This window comes from Microbacterium sp. CFH 31415, from assembly GCF_022538185.1.
Taxonomy (GTDB): domain Bacteria; phylum Actinomycetota; class Actinomycetes; order Actinomycetales; family Microbacteriaceae; genus Microbacterium.
Window position 1 is genome coordinate 233,713 of record NZ_JAKYXC010000002.1, and the last position, 19,505, is coordinate 253,217.

A 19,505-nucleotide genomic window follows, 5' to 3' on the forward strand; every position below is an offset into this window, starting at 1 on the left:
ACGGCGGGATCGCCGCGCGTAGGGGAAACCGACCCGACGCGGCGTGACAAGCGCATGTCGCTGGGGCAGCACTTGATCGAGCTGCGTCGGCGCCTGATGTGGGCGGCCCTCGCCCTCGTCATCGGCATGGTGGTGGCGTTCTTCATCACCGACCCGGTCATCCACCTCATCACCGAGCCGATCCGCGTCGTCGCGGAGACGCAGGGCGAAGAGGGCAAGGTCGAGTTCATGTACCAGACCATCACCGGCCCGTTCGATATGAGACTGCGCATCTCGTTCGCAATCGGCATCCTGATCTCGGCGCCGATCTGGATCTGGCAGATCTGGGCGTTCATCATGCCCGGACTCACGCGCAAAGAGATCCGATACACGGTCGGGTTCATGGCCGCAGCCGTTCCGCTGTTCTTCGCGGGCTGCTACGTAGGCCTGCTGATCATGCCGCACGTCGTCGAGCTCATGGCCACATTCGTGCCGCAGGGCGGCGCGCAGTTCTACGACGCGCTGTTCTACTACGACTTCGTCTTCAAGCTGCTGGTCGTCGTCGGAGTCGCCTTCATCCTGCCGGTCTTCCTCGTGGCGATGAATCTCGCCGGCGTCATGTCGGGTAGGGCGATTCTGAAGGGCTGGCGCGTCGCGGTTCTCATCGCCGTGATCTTCGCGGCTCTGGCCACTCCGGCCGCCGACGTCGTGAGCATGCTGATGCTCGCCGGCATCCTGGTCGTGCTGTTCTTCGCCGCCGCCGGGCTGTCGATGCTGTTCGACCGGCGCAAGGCCAAGCGCCAGGCCGAATTCCTCCCGCCCGAGGCCGCCGCATGACCGACCCCGGGCCCTCCGAGCGGTACGCCCGCGCACAGGCGTCCGCCGCCCTCGACCGGAGCCATCCGATCACGGCCGCGTTCGCGGCATCCCAGCGCTTCACGCTCGACGAGTTCCAGATCGCCGGATGCCGCGCCCTCGAGGAAGGTCGCAGCGTGCTGGTGGCCGCGCCCACCGGCGCGGGCAAGACCATCGTCGGCGAGTTCGCGGTGCACCTCGCCATGCGCGAGCCCGTGGTCGGCGGCCACGGCGACAAGGCGTTCTACACGACACCGATCAAGGCGCTGTCGAACCAGAAGTTCCGCGAGCTGCAGGACGTCTACGGTCCCGACGACGTCGGCCTGCTCACCGGCGACACGAACATCAACGGCAGCGCGCGCATCGTGGTCATGACGACCGAGGTGCTGCGCAACATGCTGTACGCCGACTCGCCCGCCCTGCGCGGACTGAGGTACGTCGTGATGGACGAGGTGCACTACCTCGCCGACCGGTTCCGCGGCGCGGTGTGGGAGGAGATCATCATCCACCTGCCGCCGAGTGTGAAGCTGGTGTCGCTGTCGGCGACCGTGTCGAACGCCGAGGAGTTCGGCGACTGGCTCGACACGGTGCGCGGCGACACCGAGGTGATCGTGTCCGAGACGCGTCCCGTGCCGCTCGAGCAGCATGTGCTCGTGCGCGGCGACCTGCTGCCCCTGTTCGACGACCGCGCCGGCATCGCGACCGCGCAGGTGAACCAGGAGCTCATGCGCATCCGGTCGTTCAAGGGCGCGAACTTCGACAACAACCGCAGGGCGCAGTCGGCCAGCAGTGCACGCAACGCGGGATACGAGGCATCCCGCCGTCGTCCGAACCGCGGCGGAAAGCGCCCCGTGCGGTCCGCGAACGTGCAGCGGATCGAACGACTCGACCGCCCCGACGTCGTCGAGCTGCTGGCGCGTGCCAACCTGCTGCCGGCGATCTTCTTCATCTTCAGCCGCGTCGGCTGCGACGCCGCCGTGCAGCAGGTGCGCCGCGCCGGGGTGCGGCTGACCTCGCACGAGGAGCGCGCCGAGATCCGCGCGATCGTCGAGGAGCGCACACGCAGCCTGCACGACGAGGACCTCGCCGTGCTCGGCTACTGGGAGTGGCTCGACAACCTCGAGCGCGGTGTTGCGTCGCATCATGCGGGGTTGCTCCCGGCGTTCAAGGAGGTCGTCGAGGACCTCTTCCAGCGCAAGCTGGTGAAAGCCGTCTTCGCCACCGAGACCCTCGCGCTCGGCATCAACATGCCCGCGCGCACCGTGGTGCTCGAGAAGCTCGAGAAGTTCAACGGCGAGGCCCGCGTCGCGATCACGTCGGGGGAGTACACGCAGCTCACCGGCCGCGCGGGGCGTCGCGGGATCGACGTCGAAGGCCACGCGGTGATCCAGTGGACGGAGGGCCTCGACCCGCAGGCGGTGGCGGCGCTCGCCTCGCGCCGGACGTATCCGCTCAACTCCAGCTTCCGGCCGACATACAACATGGCGGTCAATCTGATCGACCAGTTCGGGCGGGCGCGCGCCCGCGAGATCCTCGAGTCGTCGTTCGCACAGTTCCAGGCCGACCGGGCCGTCGTCGGACTCGCCCGCCAGGTGCGCGAGCAGGAGGAGTCCCTCGCCGGCTACGAGCAGGCCATGACGTGCGACCGGGGCGACTTCACCGAGTACTCCTCCATCCGGCGCGAGCTTAGCGACCTCGAGAAGCTGAACCGCAAGGATGCGAACGCCTCGCGCCGCACTCGCGATGAGCGGCAGCGCCAGATCGCGAACCTGCGCAAGCGCATGCAGCGCCACGGGTGCCACCAGTGCCCCGACCGGGAGCAGCACGCGCGATGGGCGGAGCGGTACTGGAAGCTGCGTCGGACGGTCGACAAGCTGCGTCAGCAGATCGACACCCGCACCGGCACCGTCGCCCGCATCTTCGACCGCGTGGTCGACGTACTCGACGAGCTCGAATACGTGCGACTCGACGACGCGGGCGTGACCACCCTCACGCCGTCGGGGCGCACGATGCGCCGCATCTACGGCGAGCGCGACCTGCTGGTCGCCGAGTCGCTGCGACGCGGCCTGTGGGACGCGCTCGACGCTCCCTCGCTCGCCGCACTCGCCTGCTGCATCGTGTACGAGCCGCGGCGCGACGAGGCCGGACCGGGGGAGGGGGGCCTCCCGCGTGGGCCGTTCCGCACCGCGTTCGCCGAGACCCTCGACCTGTGGCAGCGACTCGACGACCTCGAGCGCGAGCACCGACTGCCCGGGTCCGAGCCCATCGCCGCGGGACTGGCGCAGGCCATGCACTCGTGGGCCCGCGGGGGCATGCTCGACCGTGTGCTGAGCGAGGCCGACATGGCGGCGGGCGACTTCGTGCGCTGGTCGAAGCAGACGATCGACCTCCTCGACCAGCTCTCGATCGTGGCCGAGCCCGCCCTCGCCTCGACCGCACGGAAGGCGCTGGAGTCCGTGCGCCGCGGAATCGTCGCCTACTCGGCCGTCTGACAGCGGCCGTCCAGTTCCCGCCGCTTAGGGTATTCACGTGCCTCTCGCCGCCGCGCCGCGCCCGCTCCTGCCCCTGTGGGCCGCTGTCGTGGCGTCGATCGCGGGCGGGGCGATCCTGGACCTCGCCTACCCCTCCGTCGGCTGGTGGCCGCTTGCGTTCGTCGGCGTCGGGCTGTCGCTCGTTGCCCTCATCGGTCGCTCGGTGTGGGGCGCGCTGCTGGTCGGGTTCATCTTCGGCGCCACGTTCTACCTGATCCACATCATGTGGATCACGCGGTACCTCGGCCTCGTGCCCTGGTTCGCCCTCGCCGGCCTCGAGACGGTCTTCATGGCGGTCGGCTCGATCGCGCTCACGCTGGCATACCGATGGATGCCGCGGCTCTTCCGCTCGCGATGGGTGTCGCTCATCGCCCTGCCGATCCTCATCGGCGGCCTCTGGACGGCACGCGAGCTGTTCATGGGCTCGTGGCCCTACACCGGGTTCCCGTGGGCGCGCATCGGCATGAGCCAGTCCGAGAGCCCGCTGGCGCACCTCGCGTCGTGGATGGGTGTCGCAGGTCTCTCCTTCCTGATGGTGACCTTCACGGCGGCAGCCATCGAGTGGGGGCGCGTCGCCCGGTTCCGCGACGTGCGCACCGCACTTCCCTCGATCGGCCTCGCCGCCCTGCTCCTGCTCGTGCCCGCCTTCCCGACGACCGCGGCGGGCACCCTGCGCGTCGGCAGCGCCCAGGGCAACGGCCCCTCCGGCTACTTCGACCCCCGCGACCGCAACGACGTGCTGAACGCACAGCTGGCGGCATCCGCTCCGCTTCTCGATGAGGACGTGGACGTCCTGCTCTGGCCGGAGGGCGGCATCGACTCCGACCCGACCCGTAACGAGAGCACGGCGCGCACGCTCGATGCGCTCTCGGAGAGGATCGGCGCACCCCTCATCGTGAACGCGGCGACCACGCGCGGCGAGGACACGTTCAACACCTCCATGCTGTGGAAGGCGGGCGAGGGCGCAGTCCAGTACCACGACAAGACCAACCCCGTGCCGATGGGGGAGTACGTGCCCGACCGGTGGTTCTACGAGTCGCTCGCTCCCGACCTCATCGGTCTGATCCAGCGGGAGTACACGCCCGGCACGAATGCGCCGTTCCTCGACGTGGACGGGGTCGGCGTCGGCCTCGCCATCTGCTTCGACGTCATCTACGACGAGGTCATCTGGGCCGGCGCGCAGGACGGCGCCCAGGTCTACATGTTCCAGACCAACAACGCCGACTTCCGCGACACCGACGAGAACCTCCAGCAGCTGGCGTTCGCGCGCATGCGCGCGGTCGAGACCGGCCGTTCGGTCGTGAACCTGTCGACCGTGGGCACCAGCCAGGTGATCGCGCCCGACGGCAGCACCCTCGACGGACTGCCGGCCGGTGAGGCGGGGCACATGCTGACCGAGGTGCCGCTGCGCACCGGGCTGACGCCCGCCGTCATCGCGGGCCCCTGGGTTCAGGCTCTTCTCGGGTGGGGCAGCCTTCTCGTGCTCATGGCGCTGGGCGTCGTGGTGACGCTGACCGGCCGCGTGGACGCGAAAACGCCGGTTCCCGCAGGAACCGGCGTCGCGCAGGCGGCTGACTGAGGGTCAGGCGCTGATCTTGTCGAGGGTGACGTCCTCGCCGGCGCCCCGACGGGCGCGGACATAGGCGAGACGCTCCTCGAGGAGCTCCTCGAGCTCGGGCAGGGAACGCCGCTCGAGCAGCATGTCCCAGTGCGAGCGGGGGGTCTTGTCACCCGAGTGGTCGACCGTCGCGGTGCCCTCACCGACGCGCAGGAGCGCCTCCGCACCACAGGTGCGGCACTCCCATGCCGGCGGAACCTCGGCGTCGGCCGCGAAAGTCAGTGTCGTGTCACGTCCGCAAGACGTACACGAATAGATGTGCTGTGCACGCTCATGGAACACGACGCCCTCTTCGCTCTGTAGGCTCTGGGCGCCGAGTCGGATGCCGCGCAAGCTGCGGTCTGCCATTTTGTGGTCCTCTCGTCGCTGTATAGGTATAACCAAGCGACCTGAGCGGATCATCCGAAAGGGGCTTGCGCGCTCGCCTTTCACAGTGGATGCACAGGGGGGAGGAGCGCCGCCTCGGCCGTATGGCGGAACCGAGTCAGCCCAGCGTGCGGAGGGCCACATCGGCCCGGTCGGTCACCACGCCGTCGACACCCGAGTCGATCAGCCGGCGCATGTCGTCCGGCTCGTTCACGGTCCACACGTGCACCTCGACATCGTGGCGGTGGGCGGCGGAGATCAGCCGTGGCGTGAGCACGCGCAGACGGCCTTGCTGCTCTGGGATCTGCAGCACGTCCACCCCCTGGAGCGCGCGACGCACGAGTCGATCGGAGCGCGTGGCGACGGCGGCGAGCACTCGCCCTATCGTCGCCGAACCGGCGGAGGTGGCGGGGCGGATGCCGCGCGCCGATGCTTCCGCGGCAGCGAGAGCGGCGCGTCGCCGCTGATCGGAGAAGCTCGTGAGCAGCACACGGTCGCCGTGCGGCGCCACGATCCGGCCCACGGGCACGGCGGCGGCGGCTGCCTTGACGTCCAGGTTGAACCGGAGAGTGGGGAACGCGTCGAGCGCCTGCGCGAGCGTGATCAGACCGCCGCGGCCGGACATCAGGTCCCCGAGTTCGACGGACGTGACGTCGGCGACGAGCCGGGGGTCACCGGTCACCCGCGAGAGGTCGTCGTCGTGGAACAGCACGACGACTCCGTCCGCGGTGACGTGGCAGTCCGACTCGACGTACTCGGCGCCCGCCGAGTGGGCTGCTGCGACGGCGGCGAAGGAGTTCTCCTCGACGCCGTGCGCGGCATCCTCCGCCACCACCAGCCCCCGATGCGCGAGGACCCGCGGGGTGCGGGCGCCCTCGAACCAGGGGTGGGTCACGGAGTGGGCGGGTCGACGCTGCGCTGCGGCGTGGGGGCGTCGGTCGCGGCGCCGAGGAATGAGCCGCTGAGCCCCTTGAGCGCCTCGGTGAACTCACTCGGGATGATCCAGAGCTTGCTCGAGGCGCTGTCGGCGATCTTCGGCAGGGTCTGCAGGTACTGGTAGGCCAGGAGCTTGTCGTCGGGGTTGCCGACGTGGATGGCGTCGAAGACCGTCTGGATCGCCTCGGCCTCGCCCTGGGCGCGCAGCACGGCGGCCTGCTTGTCGCCCTCGGCCTTCAGGATCTCGGCCTGTCGCTGACCCTCGGCTGTCAGGATGGCCGACTGCTTCGTGCCCTCGGCCGTGAGGATGAGAGCGCGGCGGTCCCGCTCGGCGCGCATCTGCTTCTCCATCGAGTCCTGGATCGAGTGCGGCGGGTCGATCGCCTTGAGCTCGACGCGTCCGACGCGGATGCCCCACTTGCCCGTCGCCTCGTCGAGGACGAGACGCAGCTGGCCGTTGATGTTGTCACGGCTCGTCAGTGCCTCTTCGAGGTTCAGACCACCGACGACGTTGCGCAGTGTCGTCGTGGTGAGCTGCTCGACGGCGCCCAGGTAGTTCGCGATCTCGTAGGTGGCGGCGCGCGCGTCGGTGACCTGGAAGTAGACCACCGTGTCGATCGAGACGACCAGGTTGTCTTCGGTGATCACGGGCTGCGGCGGGAACGACACGACCTGCTCGCGCATGTCGATGAGGGGACGAAGGCGGTCGATGAACGGCACCAGGAGGTTCAGGCCCGGGCTGAGCGTCTTGTGGTAGCGACCGAGGCGCTCGACGATGCCCGCGCTCGCCTGTGGAATGATCCGGATCGAGCGGACGATCACGACCAGCACGAAGATGAAGACCGCGATCGCCAGGAGCCAGGCGATCGTGGTGGGGATCAGGGTGTCGAGGTCGGTCATGCGCGGGGGTCCTCCGTCGGAGATGCGGTCGGTGCGTCGGAGCGCACGACAGCGGTGGCGCCGTCGATCCGACTCACATGGATGGGGGTGCCCGGTTCGAGCTCGCCGGCCTCGGAGCGCGCCGTCCACACGTCTCCGTTGGCGAGCTTGACCTGGCCGCCGTGCGTGGAGACGGTCGCGATCACACGTCCGCGGAGATCGATGAGGGCGTCGACGTTGGAGGGCGTCGGGTCCTCACCGCGCCGAAGGCGCCGAAGCAGCGGCGGACGCAGGAAGAGGACGAGCACGGCCGCGACGACGCCGGCGACGATGACCTGCAGCCAGATGGGTGCCCCGAGGAGATCGGAGCCGAGACCCGCGAGACCGCCGATGCTCAGCATCAGGAACGTGAAATCGAGCGTGAGCATCTCGATGACCAGGAAGACCAGGATCAGCACGAGCCACCCGATCCACGCCCACTGCTCGATGGTCTGGATGAGCTCCACGATGCGCCTCCTTGTCCTTCGAACCTAGCAGGTAGGGTCGAGGGCGTGACTGAGACATCCCCCACGCTTCCTGCCGGTTCACTGAGCGGCAAGACCGCCCTCGTGACCGGTGCCTCTCGCGGCATCGGCGCCGACACCACGCGCTATCTCGCCGAGGCGGGCGCGAACGTCGTCATCAATTACCGCAACAAGGCGCCGCGTGCTGAGAAGCTCGCCACCGAGCTGCGTGGACTCGGCGTCGAGGTGCTCGTGGTCGGTGCCGACCTCACCGACGCGGACTCGGTGCAGGCGATGTTCGACGAGGTCGGCCGTGTGTTCGGCAGCCTCGACATCCTCGTGCTCAACGCCTCGGGCGGCATGGAGTCCGGCATGGCGGAGGACTACGCGCTTCAGCTCAACCGCGACGCACAGGTGCGCGTGCTCGAGACCGCTCTGCCGCTCCTCGGCGACGGTTCACGCGTCGTGTTCGTGACGAGCCACCAGGCGCACTTCATCCGCACGACCCCCACGATGCCGGAATACGAGCCGGTCGCGCTCTCGAAGCGCGCCGGCGAAGACGCCCTGCGCGAGCGCATCCCCGCGCTGAGCGAGCGCGGGATCGGCTTCGTGGTCGTGTCGGGCGACATGATCGAGGGCACGATCACCGCGACGCTGCTCGAGCGCGCCAACCCGGGCGCGATCGCGGCCCGCCGCGACGACGCCGGCAAGCTCTACAACGTGTCGGAGTTCGCCGCGGAGGTCGCCGCGGCCGCACTGGACCCCGTCCCGGCGGACAACACCCGCCTCGTCGGCGACACGAGCTCGTTCGCGGGGGAGTGACGCGTGCGCGCGCTCGACATCGACACGCTCGTCTCAGTCGGTCGGCCCGCCATCGCGCCTGACGGCTCGTTCGCCGTGTTCGCGACCTCGCGCGCCGACCTGGAAGCCAACCGCGCCGTCGGCCAGCTCTGGCGCGTCGACCTGCCCGACGGCACTCCCCGCCGCCTCACGCGCGGCACGTCCGACTCCGGCCCTCGGCTGTCGCCGGACGGGCAGACCCTCGCCTTCGTGCGCGCGGACGCAAAAGGCAAGGGCCAGGTCTGGGTCGTCTCGGCCGCAGGCGGCGAGCCCGTGCAGGCGACTGACACGGTCCTCGGCGTCGAGGGCTTCGCATGGTCGCCCGACGGGCGCACACTGGCCTTCGCCGCGCGCGTTCCCGAGAAGGGGCGCTACGGCAGTGTGGAGGGCTTGGATGCCTCGGCCGAGGCGCCCCGCCACATCACCGGGATCCGCTGGCACGCCAACGGACTCGGGTACATCGCCGACCGCCCCGCGCACATGTTCGTCGTGGATGCTCCCGCGACCGACTCCGAGCCGTTCTACGAACCCGCCGCCGCTGTCCGCGACACCGATGGGACGCCCCCGAAGAAGAAGACGGTGGCGTCCGACGCACGGCGGCTCACCGAGGGCGCCGTGTCGCACGGCGGTGTCGTCTTCTCCGCCGACGGCACCGAGGTGCTGACCGCCGTCGACGAGATCGAGCCGTCGCGTCGCGACCTCCGCACGCGCGTCATCGCCGTGGCCACCGACGGCTCAGGACAGCGCGAGGTGCTGGGCGTCGACGCCGGGCTGTCGCTCTACGGAGTCGAGGTCGCCCCCGACGGGACCGTCGCGCTGCTCGGCCACGAGGTCGGCGAAGACGGCATCGACTTCGTCGCTCCCGGGGTGGGGCTCTGGCTCCTCGAAGCCGACGGGCCGCGCCGTCTGACCGACGCGGAATCCGTCGACCTCGGCGAGGTCGGAAGCCACATCACGGTTGTAGGGGATGACTTCCTCGTGCAGGACCGCACTCGCGGGCGCGTGCGGCTGCTGCGCGTGACGCGCGCGGGCGAGATCAGCGAAGTGCTCGGCGGCGACGTCGAGGTGGCGGGACATGCCGCCGCCGGCGAGCGGATCGTCGCCGCGATCGCGCGGCCCGACTCCTACGGCGAGCTCGTCCTCGTCGAGGAGGGGACCGACCGCACGCTCACCGCCTTCGGGGCGCGGGCCGCGGCATCCGGAATCGTCACTCCTCGCGAGCTCACAGTCGACGGTCGCGACGGCTATCCCGTGCACGGCTGGGTCGCCGTTCCCGAGGGCGAGGGTCCGTTCCCGGTGATCCTGCAGATCCACGGTGGGCCGTACGCGTCGTACGGCGTGCACCTGTTCGACGAGACGCAGGTCCTCGTCGATGCCGGCTATGCCGTCGTCTACAGCAACCCGCGGGGCTCGGCCGGTTACGGGCGCGCGCACGGACGCAGCATCCGCCGGGCCATGGGCACCGTCGACTTCGCAGACGTGATCGACTTCCTCGAGGGCGCCATCGCGTCGGACCCCCGCCTGGACGGCACGCGGGTCGGCGTGATGGGCGGCTCGTACGGCGGCTACCTCACCGCGTGGGTCATCGCCCACGACCACCGGTTCGCCGCGGCCATCGTCGAGCGCGGATTCCTCGACCCGGTGTCTTTCCAGGGCACGAGCGACATCGGCACGTTCTTCGGCGACGAGTACGTCGGGATCGATGCCGATGCCATCTCACGGCAGAGCCCGATGGCGGTCGTCGAGCAGGTGACGACGCCGACCCTCGTCATCCACTCCGAGCTCGACTTCCGGTGCCCGCTCGAGCAGGCGACGCGCTACTACGCGGCGCTCAAGCGCAATGGGACCGAGGCCGAGATGCTCGTGTTCCCGGGCGAGAATCACGAGCTCACCCGCTCGGGCCAGCCGCGCCACCGCGTGCAGCGGTTCGACGCGGTGCTCGCGTGGTGGGCTCGGCACCTGCCGGCCGACTGACCGATCGCAGTAGGAAGAGGGGCCCCGGCGCGACGCCGGGGCCCCTCTTCGCGGTATCGACGCCTCAGAGGTCCTTCTTGCCGAAGGTGAACGCGCGCACCACGTTGATGATGCCGAGCACGATGAGTGCGATGCCGATCAGCCACCACAGCACCGCGGCGCCCCACAGCGGCGAGAAGAGCAGCACGATACCGGCGATGATGCTGATGATCGCGAAGAAGATCGACCACCCCTTCGACGCGGCGTCGCCGAGGGTCGAGAGAGCCACGATGCCTTCGACGATCCACATGATACCGACGAGGATGCCGACGAAGACGGCGAGCCAGGCCGTGGTCTGGCCGAGGTTCATCAGCGCGACGACACCCGCGATGACGAAGAGCACTCCGAGCGCGATGTGTCCGACGCGCGCCCACCCGCCCTTGTTCTTTGAGAAGATGCCGAGCCCGGCGTAGACGAGCCCGGCGGCGATCGCGTAGATGGCGATGATCGCCGCGACGACCATCGCGGTCTTGCCCGGCCAGGCCAGGATCAGGATGCCGACGATGACCGCGAGAACACCGCCGATGCCGAGTGCCGTGCGGATGCCGTTGACGGCCGACTTCTCGGCCGCGTCTGCTGTGGACATGCGAGGGTCCTTTCTGAGAATTTGCTGTTAACGAGCGGTCAAAGCTTAGACCCGAGGTCGAATATCGGCGCATTGCACACTGCGTGTCGCGCACTCGGGCAGGGAGCGCGCATTTCCGCCCTCGCGCACCCGGCGGCCCCGGTACTACGGTGAGCGTGCGCGCAGTCCGATACGGAGGGCAACCATGGCAGTCTTCTCACGCGGTTTCGGGGCACGTCGTCGGGAGAGCGATGCGAACCTGCCGCCGGGGCAGTACCTTACCGAGGACTTTCCGGTGCTGTCGGCCGGGCCCACTCCTCGGGTCGACACGGCCGAGTGGTCGTTCGGCGTGCGAAACGAGTCGGGAGAACTGGTGTCCTGGACCTGGGACGAGTTCATGGAGCTGCCGATCGAGCACGTGTCGACCGACATCCATTGCGTGACCCGGTGGTCGAAGCTCGGCACGTCGTGGCGTGGTGTGTCCCTGGACACGGTGTTCGAGCACGTCGACACCGACGCCGCGTTCGCGATGGCGCACTCCTATGGCGGTTACACCACCAACATCCCGCTGGAGGACCTCCTCGGCGGGAGGGCGTGGGTCGCATTCGAGTTCGACGGCGCGCCGTTGGACCCCGAGCACGGCGGACCCGCCCGGCTGCTGGTCCCGCACCTGTACTTCTGGAAGAGCGCGAAGTGGGTGCAGGGCCTCACGCTCATGGACAGCGACGAGCCGGGGTTCTGGGAGCAGAACGGCTACAACATGCACGGGGACCCGTGGACCGAGGAGCGGTATTGGTGATCGTCGGCGGGTGGCGCCCCGCCCGGGTCGCCTCGGTCGAAGAGGCGACCCCGAGCGCCCGCGTCCTGCGGCTGAACGTCGAGGACTGGCCCGGGAGCGACGCCGGCCAGCACGTCGACATCCGGCTGACCGCGGAGGACGGCTACCAGGCCGAGCGCTCCTACTCGCTCGGCTCCTACGGCGCGGGCCCGGTCATCGAGCTCGCGGTCGACGAGATCCCTGACGGCGAGGTGTCGCCGTACCTCGTGCGCGACGTGCTCCCCGGCGATGAACTCGAGGTGAAGGGACCGCTCGGCGGCTACTTCGTCTGGCGGGCCGGGGGAGAGGGACCGGTGCAGCTCATCGCAGGAGGGTCGGGGATCGTGCCGTTGATGGCGATGGCGCGGGCGGCTCGGGATGCCGCGGCCGCGTCATCCTTCCGCCTGCTGTATTCCGTCCGCCGCCCCGGAGACGCGATATATCGCGATGAGATCGAGATGTCGGCGGGCGACGGGGGAGTGGCGGTCACGTGGGCGTACACGCGGGAGGCTCCGGCGGGCTGGACCGGGCGCGTCGGCCGACTCGACGACGAGGGGATCCGCGCGGCCATCTGGCCGGCAGGCGATGCACCGACGGTGTTCGTGTGCGGACCGACCGGGTTCGTCGAGCACGTCGCCGATGCGCTGGTGCGCCTCGGGCATCCGCCGGCGCGCGTGAAGACGGAACGATTCGGGGGCGCATGATGCGTGCGGAGAACGCGACATCGACGGTCGACGGGAACGCGCTGGCAGGAATGATGGACGATCTGCTGGCCGGCGAGATCACGGTCATGACGGCAGTATGCGGCGGGTGCGGGTCGGCGGGACCACTGGCCGAGACGGTCGTGGAGCTCGACGACACGGCGGCGATCGTGCGCTGCCGCTCGTGCACGCACACGCTCTTCACCGTGCTGCGTACGGACGGGCGCACCCGCGTCGTGATCGGGATGCTCCGCGAGCTGTCCGACTCCTGACGCCGCCTGCGGGGTCAGCCGAGGAGGAGCGTGATGACGATGAGCACCGGGAGGCAGCCCAGGGTGGTCAGGAACACGGTGTCCCGCGAGATCGTCTCGCCGACGTCGTAGCGCTGCGAGTAGTTGAAGACGTTCTGCGCCGTGGGGAGCGCGGCCAGCACCACCACCACGAGCACGTCCTGGTCGCTCAGACCGAACACGAACTCGGCGACCGCCCACGCCACGACAGGCATCGCGACGAGCTTGAGCGTCGTCGCGAGGATGATGTCGCGCCGCCGGCCCGACGGGGCGAGCACGCGCTGACCGACGAGCGACATGCCGTAGCTGATCAGCAGCACCGGGACGCACGCGTTGGCGATGAGCACAGCGGGTTCGAGCACGACCGGCGGCAGCTCCACCCTGGCGACCGAGACGAGCGTGCCCAGCACCGAGCCGAGCACGATCGGGTTCGTCGCGGTGCGGACGATGGAGCGCCACAGCGTCGCGCGGCCGAAGGTGACGGCATCCAGGATCGACATCGTGATCGGGGTGAAGATCAGCAGCTGCAGCAGGATGACCGGTGCCGGGTATGCCGCGCTGCCCAGCAGGTACAGCGACAGGGGGATGCCGATGTTGTTCGAGTTCACCTGCCCGGCGCTGAGGGCGCCGATCACGGTCTCGCCGACGGAGCGCCTCCACACGAAGCGTGCGATGACCACGAACACCGCGATCATCGCGACGGCAGCGATCGCCGACACCGGGAGCAGGGCCGAGAACAGCGTGCGGACGTCGGCCTGCGCGAGCACGACGAACAGCAGGAAGGGGGAGAGTACGAAGAACGTGAGCCGGGCCAGCACCGGACGGCCGTGCTCGCCGAGCAGATCGATCCGGCCGATGATCCACCCGACGAGGATGGCGACGCCCACGACGACGAACCCGGTGAGCGATTCCAGCACGCTACGAGCCTAAGCGGGGTGGGTAGCGTGGAACGCGTGGATGACATCGAGCGGCACCTGAGCGGCGGGAACATGGCGCCGGTGATCCGTGTCGGTGACACGGTGCGGCGCGTCACGGGGCGGTGGACGCCTGCGGTCCACCGGCTGCTGGGCGCCCTGGCCGACGCCGACGTCGAGGGGGTGCCGCGTGTACTCGGTCGGGATGCACAGGGCCGCGAGATCCTGACCTACCTCGAGGGGGAGATGCTCAGCGACGCGACCCCGGGCGTGAGGTGGGCAGGCGATGTCCTAGATGCAGCCGGTCGACTGCTGCGGCAGCTCCACGACGCCGGCGCCGTCCTTGTGGCCCAGGAGTCCCTCGTGTGGCGGTCGCCACGTCGCGAGCCTGCGGAGGTGATCTGTCACAACGACTTCGCGACCTACAACCTCGTCGCGCGCGACGGAGGTCTCGTCGGCGTGATCGACTTCGACTTCGCGTCGCCGGGACCGCGGCTGTGGGATCTGGCGTACCTGGCGTACCGGCTCGTTCCGTTCGCCGAGGACGCGGTGGGTGCCGACGGTCTGGACACGGATCGCAGGCTCGCGCAGCTGTTCGACGCGTACGGCATGCAGTTCACCGAGGCGGAGATCCTGGATGTCATGGCGCAGCGGCTCGACGACCTCGCGGCCTTCACGCGCGACCGCGCGGACGAGACCGGGCGCGCCGACTTCCTCGAGCACGCGGCTATGTATGAGCGGGACGCCGCGGCTCTGCGCCTGCGTTGCTGAGTCAGCCGCGCCGCCCAGGTCAGGCGGCTGCGTCGACGTCGTCGGGAAGTCGCCGCCGTGGCCGCAGCGACGGGAACGTGGCGACGGCGAGGAGAGTCGCTGCTGCCGCGGCGATCGCCGCTGCGAGGTGGGCGGCGGAGAGCCCTGCTTCGGCTGCAGCGAGGTCGGTGCCGCCGGCGGTGAGCACGGCGGCGCGGCGATAGGCGTCGACGGCGCCGAACGCCGCGATGCCGATGGCGCCGCCGATCTGGGCCGTCGAGGACGCGAGACCCGAGCTGACGCCCGCGTTGCGCGCGGCCATGCCGCTGGAGATCACCAGCGTGGTCGGGGTGAAGCTGAAGGCCACTCCGGCGGCTGCGATGACGAGAACGGGGAGCACTCGCCAGACGTACGGCGCGCCGTAGTCGATGGTCGCGAACAGCAGATGCGCGACGACGAGCAGGATCAGCCCGATGACCGTCACCTTCTCCGGTCCGAAACGGGCGAGTGCGCGGGGGAGAACCAGGGTGCTGATGGCGAAGCCGGCGAGCGAGGTGGGGAGCATGGCGAGACCGGCGACCGCGGGGTCGTAGTCGAGCACCTGCTGAATGAGCAGCGCGACCAGCACGAAGCACGCGATCCGCGCGCCGCCGCCGAGCAGGTTGACGACGATGCCTCCGGCGACGCGCGGTTCGCGCAGGGCCGGGAGGGAAAGGACGGGGTCCGATGAGCGGAGCTCGACGAGCACGAAGCCGATCCCGGCGGCGAGGGCGACGACCGCCGCGACGACGACCTCGACAGATGCGAGTCCCGCGTGAGGGATACTCAGAACGCCGTAGACAACGGCGCCGGCCGCGAGGGTGATGAGAGCCGCACCCGTGCCGTCGAAGGTGCGACGCGTCGCCGGCGTGTCGCGCTCGAGTCGGAGCCGGCCCGCGACGACGACGAGAGCGGCGGCCGCGGCGGTGACGAACATGACGCTCTGCCAGCCGAACGCGCCGGTGAGGATGCCGCCGACGGTGACACCGAGCGCGCCGCCCGCGGTGGATGCCGCGCCCCACCACGCCATCGTCTTCGTCTTCGTCGTCCCGGAGAAGGTCGCGAGGATGACGGACATGGCCGCAGGGCTGAGCATGGCCGACCCCGCGCCCTGCACCAGGCGCGCAAGCACGAGCATCGTCTCGTCGGCAGCGAAGCCGCCGAGGACCGAGCCGGCGGCGAGCACGGTGGCGCCGATGAGGAACATGCGCCGCCGTCCGAAGACGTCGGCGGCGCGTCCGGAGATCAGCAGCAGACCGCCGAAGGTCAGGAAGTAGGCGTTGAGCACCCACGCGGTGCCGACGGCCGTGAGTCCGAGGTCCTCGGCGATGGACGGCAGCGCGACGTTGAGGATGCTGGAGTCCAGCATCACGACGAGCTGTGCGGCGACGAGGGTCAGGACCAGCGGCAGATTGCGTTCACGCATGGGCAGTCGACTCCAGGGCTGGCAGTACGCGGCGCGGATCACCGACACGACGCCGGCCAGCCGATCCGCGACAGCGACGATACCCGCGCGCGACGCGTCCTGCTCAACCGAGGAGAATCGGACGTGCGACCAGAATGGTCTCTCGCCGATAATGCACATTATGTCAACTCGCGTTTCTGAACCGACAGAAGCGGTCCGGGATCATCGGGCGCGCCCCCGCTTCCCCGCGCAGGCTGGTATCTGAAGGAGGAACCGTGATCGCATCGCTCAATCGCACGGTCGAGTTCGTCGAGGATCATCTCACCGACGACATCGACCTCGCGGCCCTCGCACGCGACGCCGGCACGACCGAGTATCACCTCCGCCGGATGTTCTCATCGCTCGCCGGGATGCCGCTTTCCGAGTATGTGCGCCGTCGGCGGATGACGGCTGCTGCGGCAGATGTGGTCTCCGGCGACGAACTGCTCACGATCGCGGTGCGCTACGGCTACGGCTCGACCGAGGCGTTCGCGCGCGCGTTCTGCGCCGTGCACGGCGTCGGCCCCGGCGACGTGCGCCGCGACGGCGGTCCCCTTCGCTCACAGCCGCAACTCAGGTTCCGCCTGACCGTCGAAGGGAACTCCCCCATGGACACCCGTATCGCAGATCGCCCCGCCTTCCGCCTGGTGGGCCACGCCGCGCGCGTGCCGCTCATCCACGACGGCGCCAACCCGCACATCCAAGCGCACATCGCGGGTCTTCCCGCGGAGGCGCATGCGCGCCTCAAGGCACTGAGCGACACCGAGCCCGCCGGCATCCTGCAGGTGAGCGACGACGTCGCGCCCGACTACACCGAAGGCAGCGAGCTCACCTATCTCCACGGCGTGGCCGTGAGAGCGGACTCGGCTGTTCCGGACGACCTCGACACCATCGAGGTGCCCGCGGGATCGTGGGCGGTGTTCCGTGTGGACGGCGACTACCCCGCCGCGCTGCAGTCGACGTGGGCGGCGACGGCGACCGATTGGTTCCCCTCGAACCCGTGGCGCCTTCGCCCGGGCCCGTCGATGGTCGCCGTGCTCGACCGCTCCCCCGACTTCGCCACCGCGACGTGCGAGCTCTGGCTGCCCGTGGAGCGGGCGTAGCGGGCCCGATGCCGCAGACTGCTCGTCGCCGCGGACGGCGAACGGGGGCGGAGCCTTCGCGGCCCCGCCCCCGTTCGAACGATGGTGCGGTCAGAGACCGACGGTGTCATCCGGCGTGGTCGTCGACCGGCGGGTCACCCGCTCGTTGGCGGTCGGGTCGACTGCGGTGTGCGTCACCGATTCCGAACGGCGGCGGCGGGCCATCAGGACGATTCCGACGAGGAAGATCACCAGGCCGGCACCCATCAGGATGTAGCCGATCATGTCGAGGTTCACCCATTCGACTTCCACGTTCACCGCGAACGCAAGGATGGCGCCGATGGCGAACAGTGCGATTCCTGCTCCGATGCTCATGCGAGGTTCCTTTCCGGGGCACGGCGATCGGCCCTCCCCTGTGTTCGGGACGCAACCGTCCCGACAGATACGCTCCCCGATCCGCCGAACCTCGTGCAGGGGGTTGACAATCCTCCGGTTTCAGGGCATCTGCATTCCGTCCACCATCGCCGGCTGTCGTCGACCGAACACTCACGTGTCCTCGGCCCCCGCGCCGATCCACGGGACCCGGACCCGGGCTTTGTATGGTGGCGGTACCCGTCGGAAGGATGCCCGTGCCCTCTCCCCTCGCCATCTCGCCCGAGGTCCGCGCCGCGGTTGCCGCGGGCGACCCCGTGCTCGCGCTCGAGTCGACGATCTTCACCCACGGGCTGCCGAGGCCGCGCAATCTCGACGTCGCCCTTGAGGCCGAGGATCGGGTGCGCTCCCTCGGCGTGGTGCCCGCGACGATCGGCGTGATCGACGGCCGGCCCACCGTCGGCCTTTCGACCGCCGAGATCGAGCGTCTGTCCACGAGCGATGACGTCGTGAAGGCGAGTCTGCGCGACGTGCCTGTCCTCGCCGCGCGGGGACGCAGCGCCGGCACGACGGTCGCCGCGACGGCATACCTCGCCCACCTCGCGGGAGTGAGGGTCTTCTCCACCGGGGGCCTCGGGGGCGTGCATCGCGAGGCGCAGCGGACCTTCGACGAGAGCGCCGATCTCGGCACGCTCGCGACGCTCCCGCTCATCGTCGTGAGCGCGGGGGTCAAGTCGATCCTGGATATCCCGCTGACGCTCGAACGGCTCGAGACGCTGAACCTGGCTGTCGTCGGCTATCGCACCACCGACTACCCCGGCTTCTACATCGCCGACTCCGGGCACGACATCGAGCACGCGGTCGACTCCCCCGCTGAGATCGCCGAGATCGCCCGCTCGCGCGACGGTCTCGGCATCCGTTCCACCCTTCTGGTCGCGAACCCGGTCGCCGCCGACCACCAGCTCGACCCGGCCCTCCACGACCAGGTGCTCTCCCGCGCGCTCGCGTCGGCCGAGGCCCAGGGCGTGACGGGTCACGACACCACCCCGTTCCTCCTCGATTTCCTGCAGCGCGAGACGGGCGGGCGCAGTCTCGACGCCAACGTCGAGGTCTACCGCGGCAACGTCGAACTCGGTGCGCTCATCGCCCGCGCATTGGCGGACCGCGCCTGATGCTCGCGGTCATCGGCGACCTGATCGCCGACCTGATCGTGCTCGGGGGCTCCTCGCTCGAACGGGGCACCGATAATCCCGCGGAGGTGCGTATCACGCGCGGAGGAAGTGCCGCCAACGTGGCGGTCGCCGCCGCGCCGCGGCATCCCGTGCGCTTCATCGGCCGGGTGGGCGACGACACCATCGGCCGCGTCCTCGTCGCCGAGATGGCTGCGGCCGGAGTCGACGTGCGGGTGCAGCGGGAAGGACGCACGGGTGCGATCGTCGTCCTCGTCGACGCCGACGGAGAGCGAACCATGATCACCGACCGGGGCGCAGCCGCAGACCTCGCCGCGATCGATCCCGAATGGCTCGCCGGCGTCGACTGGGTGCATCTGCCGCTGTACGGCTTCGCCGAGCCCGCCTCGAGAACGGCGGTGACGGATGCCGCGGCCGCCGCAAGACGCACCGGGGCGCGTGTCAGCCTCGACCTCTCGAGCGTCGCCACGATGCGCGACCTCGGTGCGGCACGGCTCCAGCGCATCGTCGACGACCTCGCGCCGGCGGTCGTGTTCGCCAACGCCGAGGAGGCTCGCACGGCGACCGCGCTCGACCTGGATCTGACGGGTGCCGTGTTCGTGGTGAAGCGCGGCGGCGACCCCGTGGTCGTGATCGAGGGCGACTCCCGCGTCGAGGTGCCGGTGGACCGGGTCGAGGACGTGCTCGACTCGACCGGCGCCGGCGACGCGTTCGCGGCGGGCTGCATCACCGCCACGCTGTCGGGTGCCGACCCGCGTGAGAGCGCCCGCGCCGGCAGCCAGCTCGCGATGAGCGCGCTGCGCCGCGCGGGCGCTCTGTGA

At 69.9% G+C, this 19,505-nt stretch carries 20 protein-coding genes; 12 read left to right on the forward strand and 8 right to left on the reverse strand.

The window, feature by feature from the left end:
* Positions 1 to 54: 54 nt before the first annotated feature.
* Genes tatC through lnt form a run of 3 tightly spaced genes read left to right on the forward strand, consistent with a single transcriptional unit; the run spans position 55 to position 4,944 of the window.
* Complete coding sequence (gene tatC / locus MK786_RS02040) at positions 55 to 816, forward strand: twin-arginine translocase subunit TatC (protein ID WP_241110586.1); 762 nt, start codon at positions 55 to 57, stop codon at positions 814 to 816.
* Positions 813 to 3,326: an RNA helicase gene (locus MK786_RS02045; RefSeq protein ID WP_241110587.1), complete on the forward strand. Its 2,514-nt coding sequence runs from the start codon at positions 813 to 815 to the stop codon at positions 3,324 to 3,326. Before tatC ends, MK786_RS02045 begins: the two co-directional genes overlap by 4 nt.
* 37 nt (positions 3,327 to 3,363) lie before the next feature.
* Positions 3,364 to 4,944 carry an apolipoprotein N-acyltransferase gene (lnt, locus tag MK786_RS02050; RefSeq protein ID WP_241110588.1) on the forward strand — a complete coding sequence of 527 codons (1,581 nt, stop codon included), beginning with the start codon at positions 3,364 to 3,366 and terminating at the stop codon, positions 4,942 to 4,944.
* Between the two features lie 3 nt (positions 4,945 to 4,947).
* Here lnt and MK786_RS02055 read toward each other — a convergent pair whose 3' ends face one another.
* The 4 genes from MK786_RS02055 to MK786_RS02070 form a co-directional block, all read right to left on the reverse strand.
* Positions 4,948 to 5,331: an RNA polymerase-binding protein RbpA gene (locus MK786_RS02055; protein ID WP_241110589.1), complete on the reverse strand. Its 384-nt coding sequence runs from the start codon at positions 5,329 to 5,331 to the stop codon at positions 4,948 to 4,950.
* Between the two features lie 136 nt (positions 5,332 to 5,467).
* Positions 5,468 to 6,244 (reverse strand): glycerophosphodiester phosphodiesterase family protein, encoded by a 777-nt coding sequence (locus tag MK786_RS02060; RefSeq protein WP_241110590.1) that lies wholly within the window; start codon positions 6,242 to 6,244, stop codon positions 5,468 to 5,470.
* On the reverse strand, positions 6,241 to 7,185 hold the full coding sequence (locus tag MK786_RS02065; protein ID WP_241110591.1) for an SPFH domain-containing protein: 945 nt from the start codon (positions 7,183 to 7,185) through the stop codon (positions 6,241 to 6,243). The genes MK786_RS02060 and MK786_RS02065 overlap by 4 nt, the downstream gene beginning before the upstream one ends.
* On the reverse strand, positions 7,182 to 7,670 hold the full coding sequence (locus MK786_RS02070) for an NfeD family protein (protein WP_241110592.1): 489 nt from the start codon (positions 7,668 to 7,670) through the stop codon (positions 7,182 to 7,184). The genes MK786_RS02065 and MK786_RS02070 overlap by 4 nt, the downstream gene beginning before the upstream one ends.
* Before the next feature lie 45 nt (positions 7,671 to 7,715).
* On the opposite strand from MK786_RS02070, the gene MK786_RS02075 reads away from it, so the two are divergent.
* Positions 7,716 to 8,489: an SDR family oxidoreductase gene (locus MK786_RS02075; RefSeq protein WP_241110593.1), complete on the forward strand. Its 774-nt coding sequence runs from the start codon at positions 7,716 to 7,718 to the stop codon at positions 8,487 to 8,489.
* 3 nt (positions 8,490 to 8,492) lie between these two features.
* Positions 8,493 to 10,481, forward strand: a complete 1,989-nt coding sequence (locus MK786_RS02080; RefSeq protein ID WP_241110594.1) for a S9 family peptidase — start codon at positions 8,493 to 8,495, stop codon at positions 10,479 to 10,481.
* Positions 10,482 to 10,545: 64 nt separating this feature from the next.
* Here the strand turns inward: MK786_RS02080 and MK786_RS02085 are convergent, their stop codons facing one another.
* On the reverse strand, positions 10,546 to 11,106 hold the full coding sequence (locus MK786_RS02085; protein ID WP_241110595.1) for an HdeD family acid-resistance protein: 561 nt from the start codon (positions 11,104 to 11,106) through the stop codon (positions 10,546 to 10,548).
* Between the two features lie 184 nt (positions 11,107 to 11,290).
* On the opposite strand from MK786_RS02085, the gene MK786_RS02090 reads away from it, so the two are divergent.
* From MK786_RS02090 to MK786_RS02100, 3 genes are read left to right on the forward strand one after another with little or no spacing between them, the layout of a single operon-like run.
* Complete coding sequence (locus MK786_RS02090) at positions 11,291 to 11,884, forward strand: sulfite oxidase-like oxidoreductase (protein WP_241110596.1); 594 nt, start codon at positions 11,291 to 11,293, stop codon at positions 11,882 to 11,884.
* A complete protein-coding gene (locus MK786_RS02095; RefSeq protein WP_241110937.1) occupies positions 11,881 to 12,606 on the forward strand; it encodes an FAD-binding oxidoreductase in 726 nt (241 codons plus the stop codon). The genes MK786_RS02090 and MK786_RS02095 overlap by 4 nt, the downstream gene beginning before the upstream one ends.
* Positions 12,603 to 12,875 carry a DUF6510 family protein gene (locus MK786_RS02100; protein ID WP_241110597.1) on the forward strand — a complete coding sequence of 91 codons (273 nt, stop codon included), beginning with the start codon at positions 12,603 to 12,605 and terminating at the stop codon, positions 12,873 to 12,875. Before MK786_RS02095 ends, MK786_RS02100 begins: the two co-directional genes overlap by 4 nt.
* Positions 12,876 to 12,889: 14 nt before the next feature.
* On the opposite strand, the gene MK786_RS02105 is transcribed toward MK786_RS02100, so the two are convergent.
* Positions 12,890 to 13,810, reverse strand: coding sequence for an AEC family transporter (locus tag MK786_RS02105; RefSeq protein ID WP_241110598.1), 921 nt, complete (start codon positions 13,808 to 13,810; stop codon positions 12,890 to 12,892).
* 36 nt (positions 13,811 to 13,846) lie between these two features.
* On the opposite strand from MK786_RS02105, the gene MK786_RS02110 reads away from it, so the two are divergent.
* Positions 13,847 to 14,578, forward strand: coding sequence for a phosphotransferase (locus MK786_RS02110; protein WP_241110599.1), 732 nt, complete (start codon positions 13,847 to 13,849; stop codon positions 14,576 to 14,578).
* Positions 14,579 to 14,597: 19 nt separating this feature from the next.
* Here MK786_RS02110 and MK786_RS02115 read toward each other — a convergent pair whose 3' ends face one another.
* On the reverse strand, positions 14,598 to 16,022 hold the full coding sequence (locus MK786_RS02115; protein WP_241110600.1) for an MFS transporter: 1,425 nt from the start codon (positions 16,020 to 16,022) through the stop codon (positions 14,598 to 14,600).
* Positions 16,023 to 16,276: 254 nt separating this feature from the next.
* Here MK786_RS02115 and MK786_RS02120 point away from each other — a divergent pair, with 254 nt between their 5' ends.
* Positions 16,277 to 17,143: an AraC family transcriptional regulator gene (locus tag MK786_RS02120; RefSeq protein ID WP_241110601.1), complete on the forward strand. Its 867-nt coding sequence runs from the start codon at positions 16,277 to 16,279 to the stop codon at positions 17,141 to 17,143.
* Between the two features lie 90 nt (positions 17,144 to 17,233).
* Here MK786_RS02120 and MK786_RS02125 read toward each other — a convergent pair whose 3' ends face one another.
* A complete protein-coding gene (locus MK786_RS02125) occupies positions 17,234 to 17,497 on the reverse strand; it encodes a DUF6458 family protein (RefSeq protein ID WP_191766500.1) in 264 nt (87 codons plus the stop codon).
* 248 nt (positions 17,498 to 17,745) lie between these two features.
* Between MK786_RS02125 and MK786_RS02130 the strand changes: the two genes are divergently transcribed.
* On the forward strand, positions 17,746 to 18,666 hold the full coding sequence (locus MK786_RS02130; protein WP_241110602.1) for a pseudouridine-5'-phosphate glycosidase: 921 nt from the start codon (positions 17,746 to 17,748) through the stop codon (positions 18,664 to 18,666).
* Positions 18,666 to 19,505 carry a carbohydrate kinase family protein gene (locus tag MK786_RS02135; RefSeq protein WP_241110603.1) on the forward strand — a complete coding sequence of 280 codons (840 nt, stop codon included), beginning with the start codon at positions 18,666 to 18,668 and terminating at the stop codon, positions 19,503 to 19,505. Before MK786_RS02130 ends, MK786_RS02135 begins: the two co-directional genes overlap by 1 nt.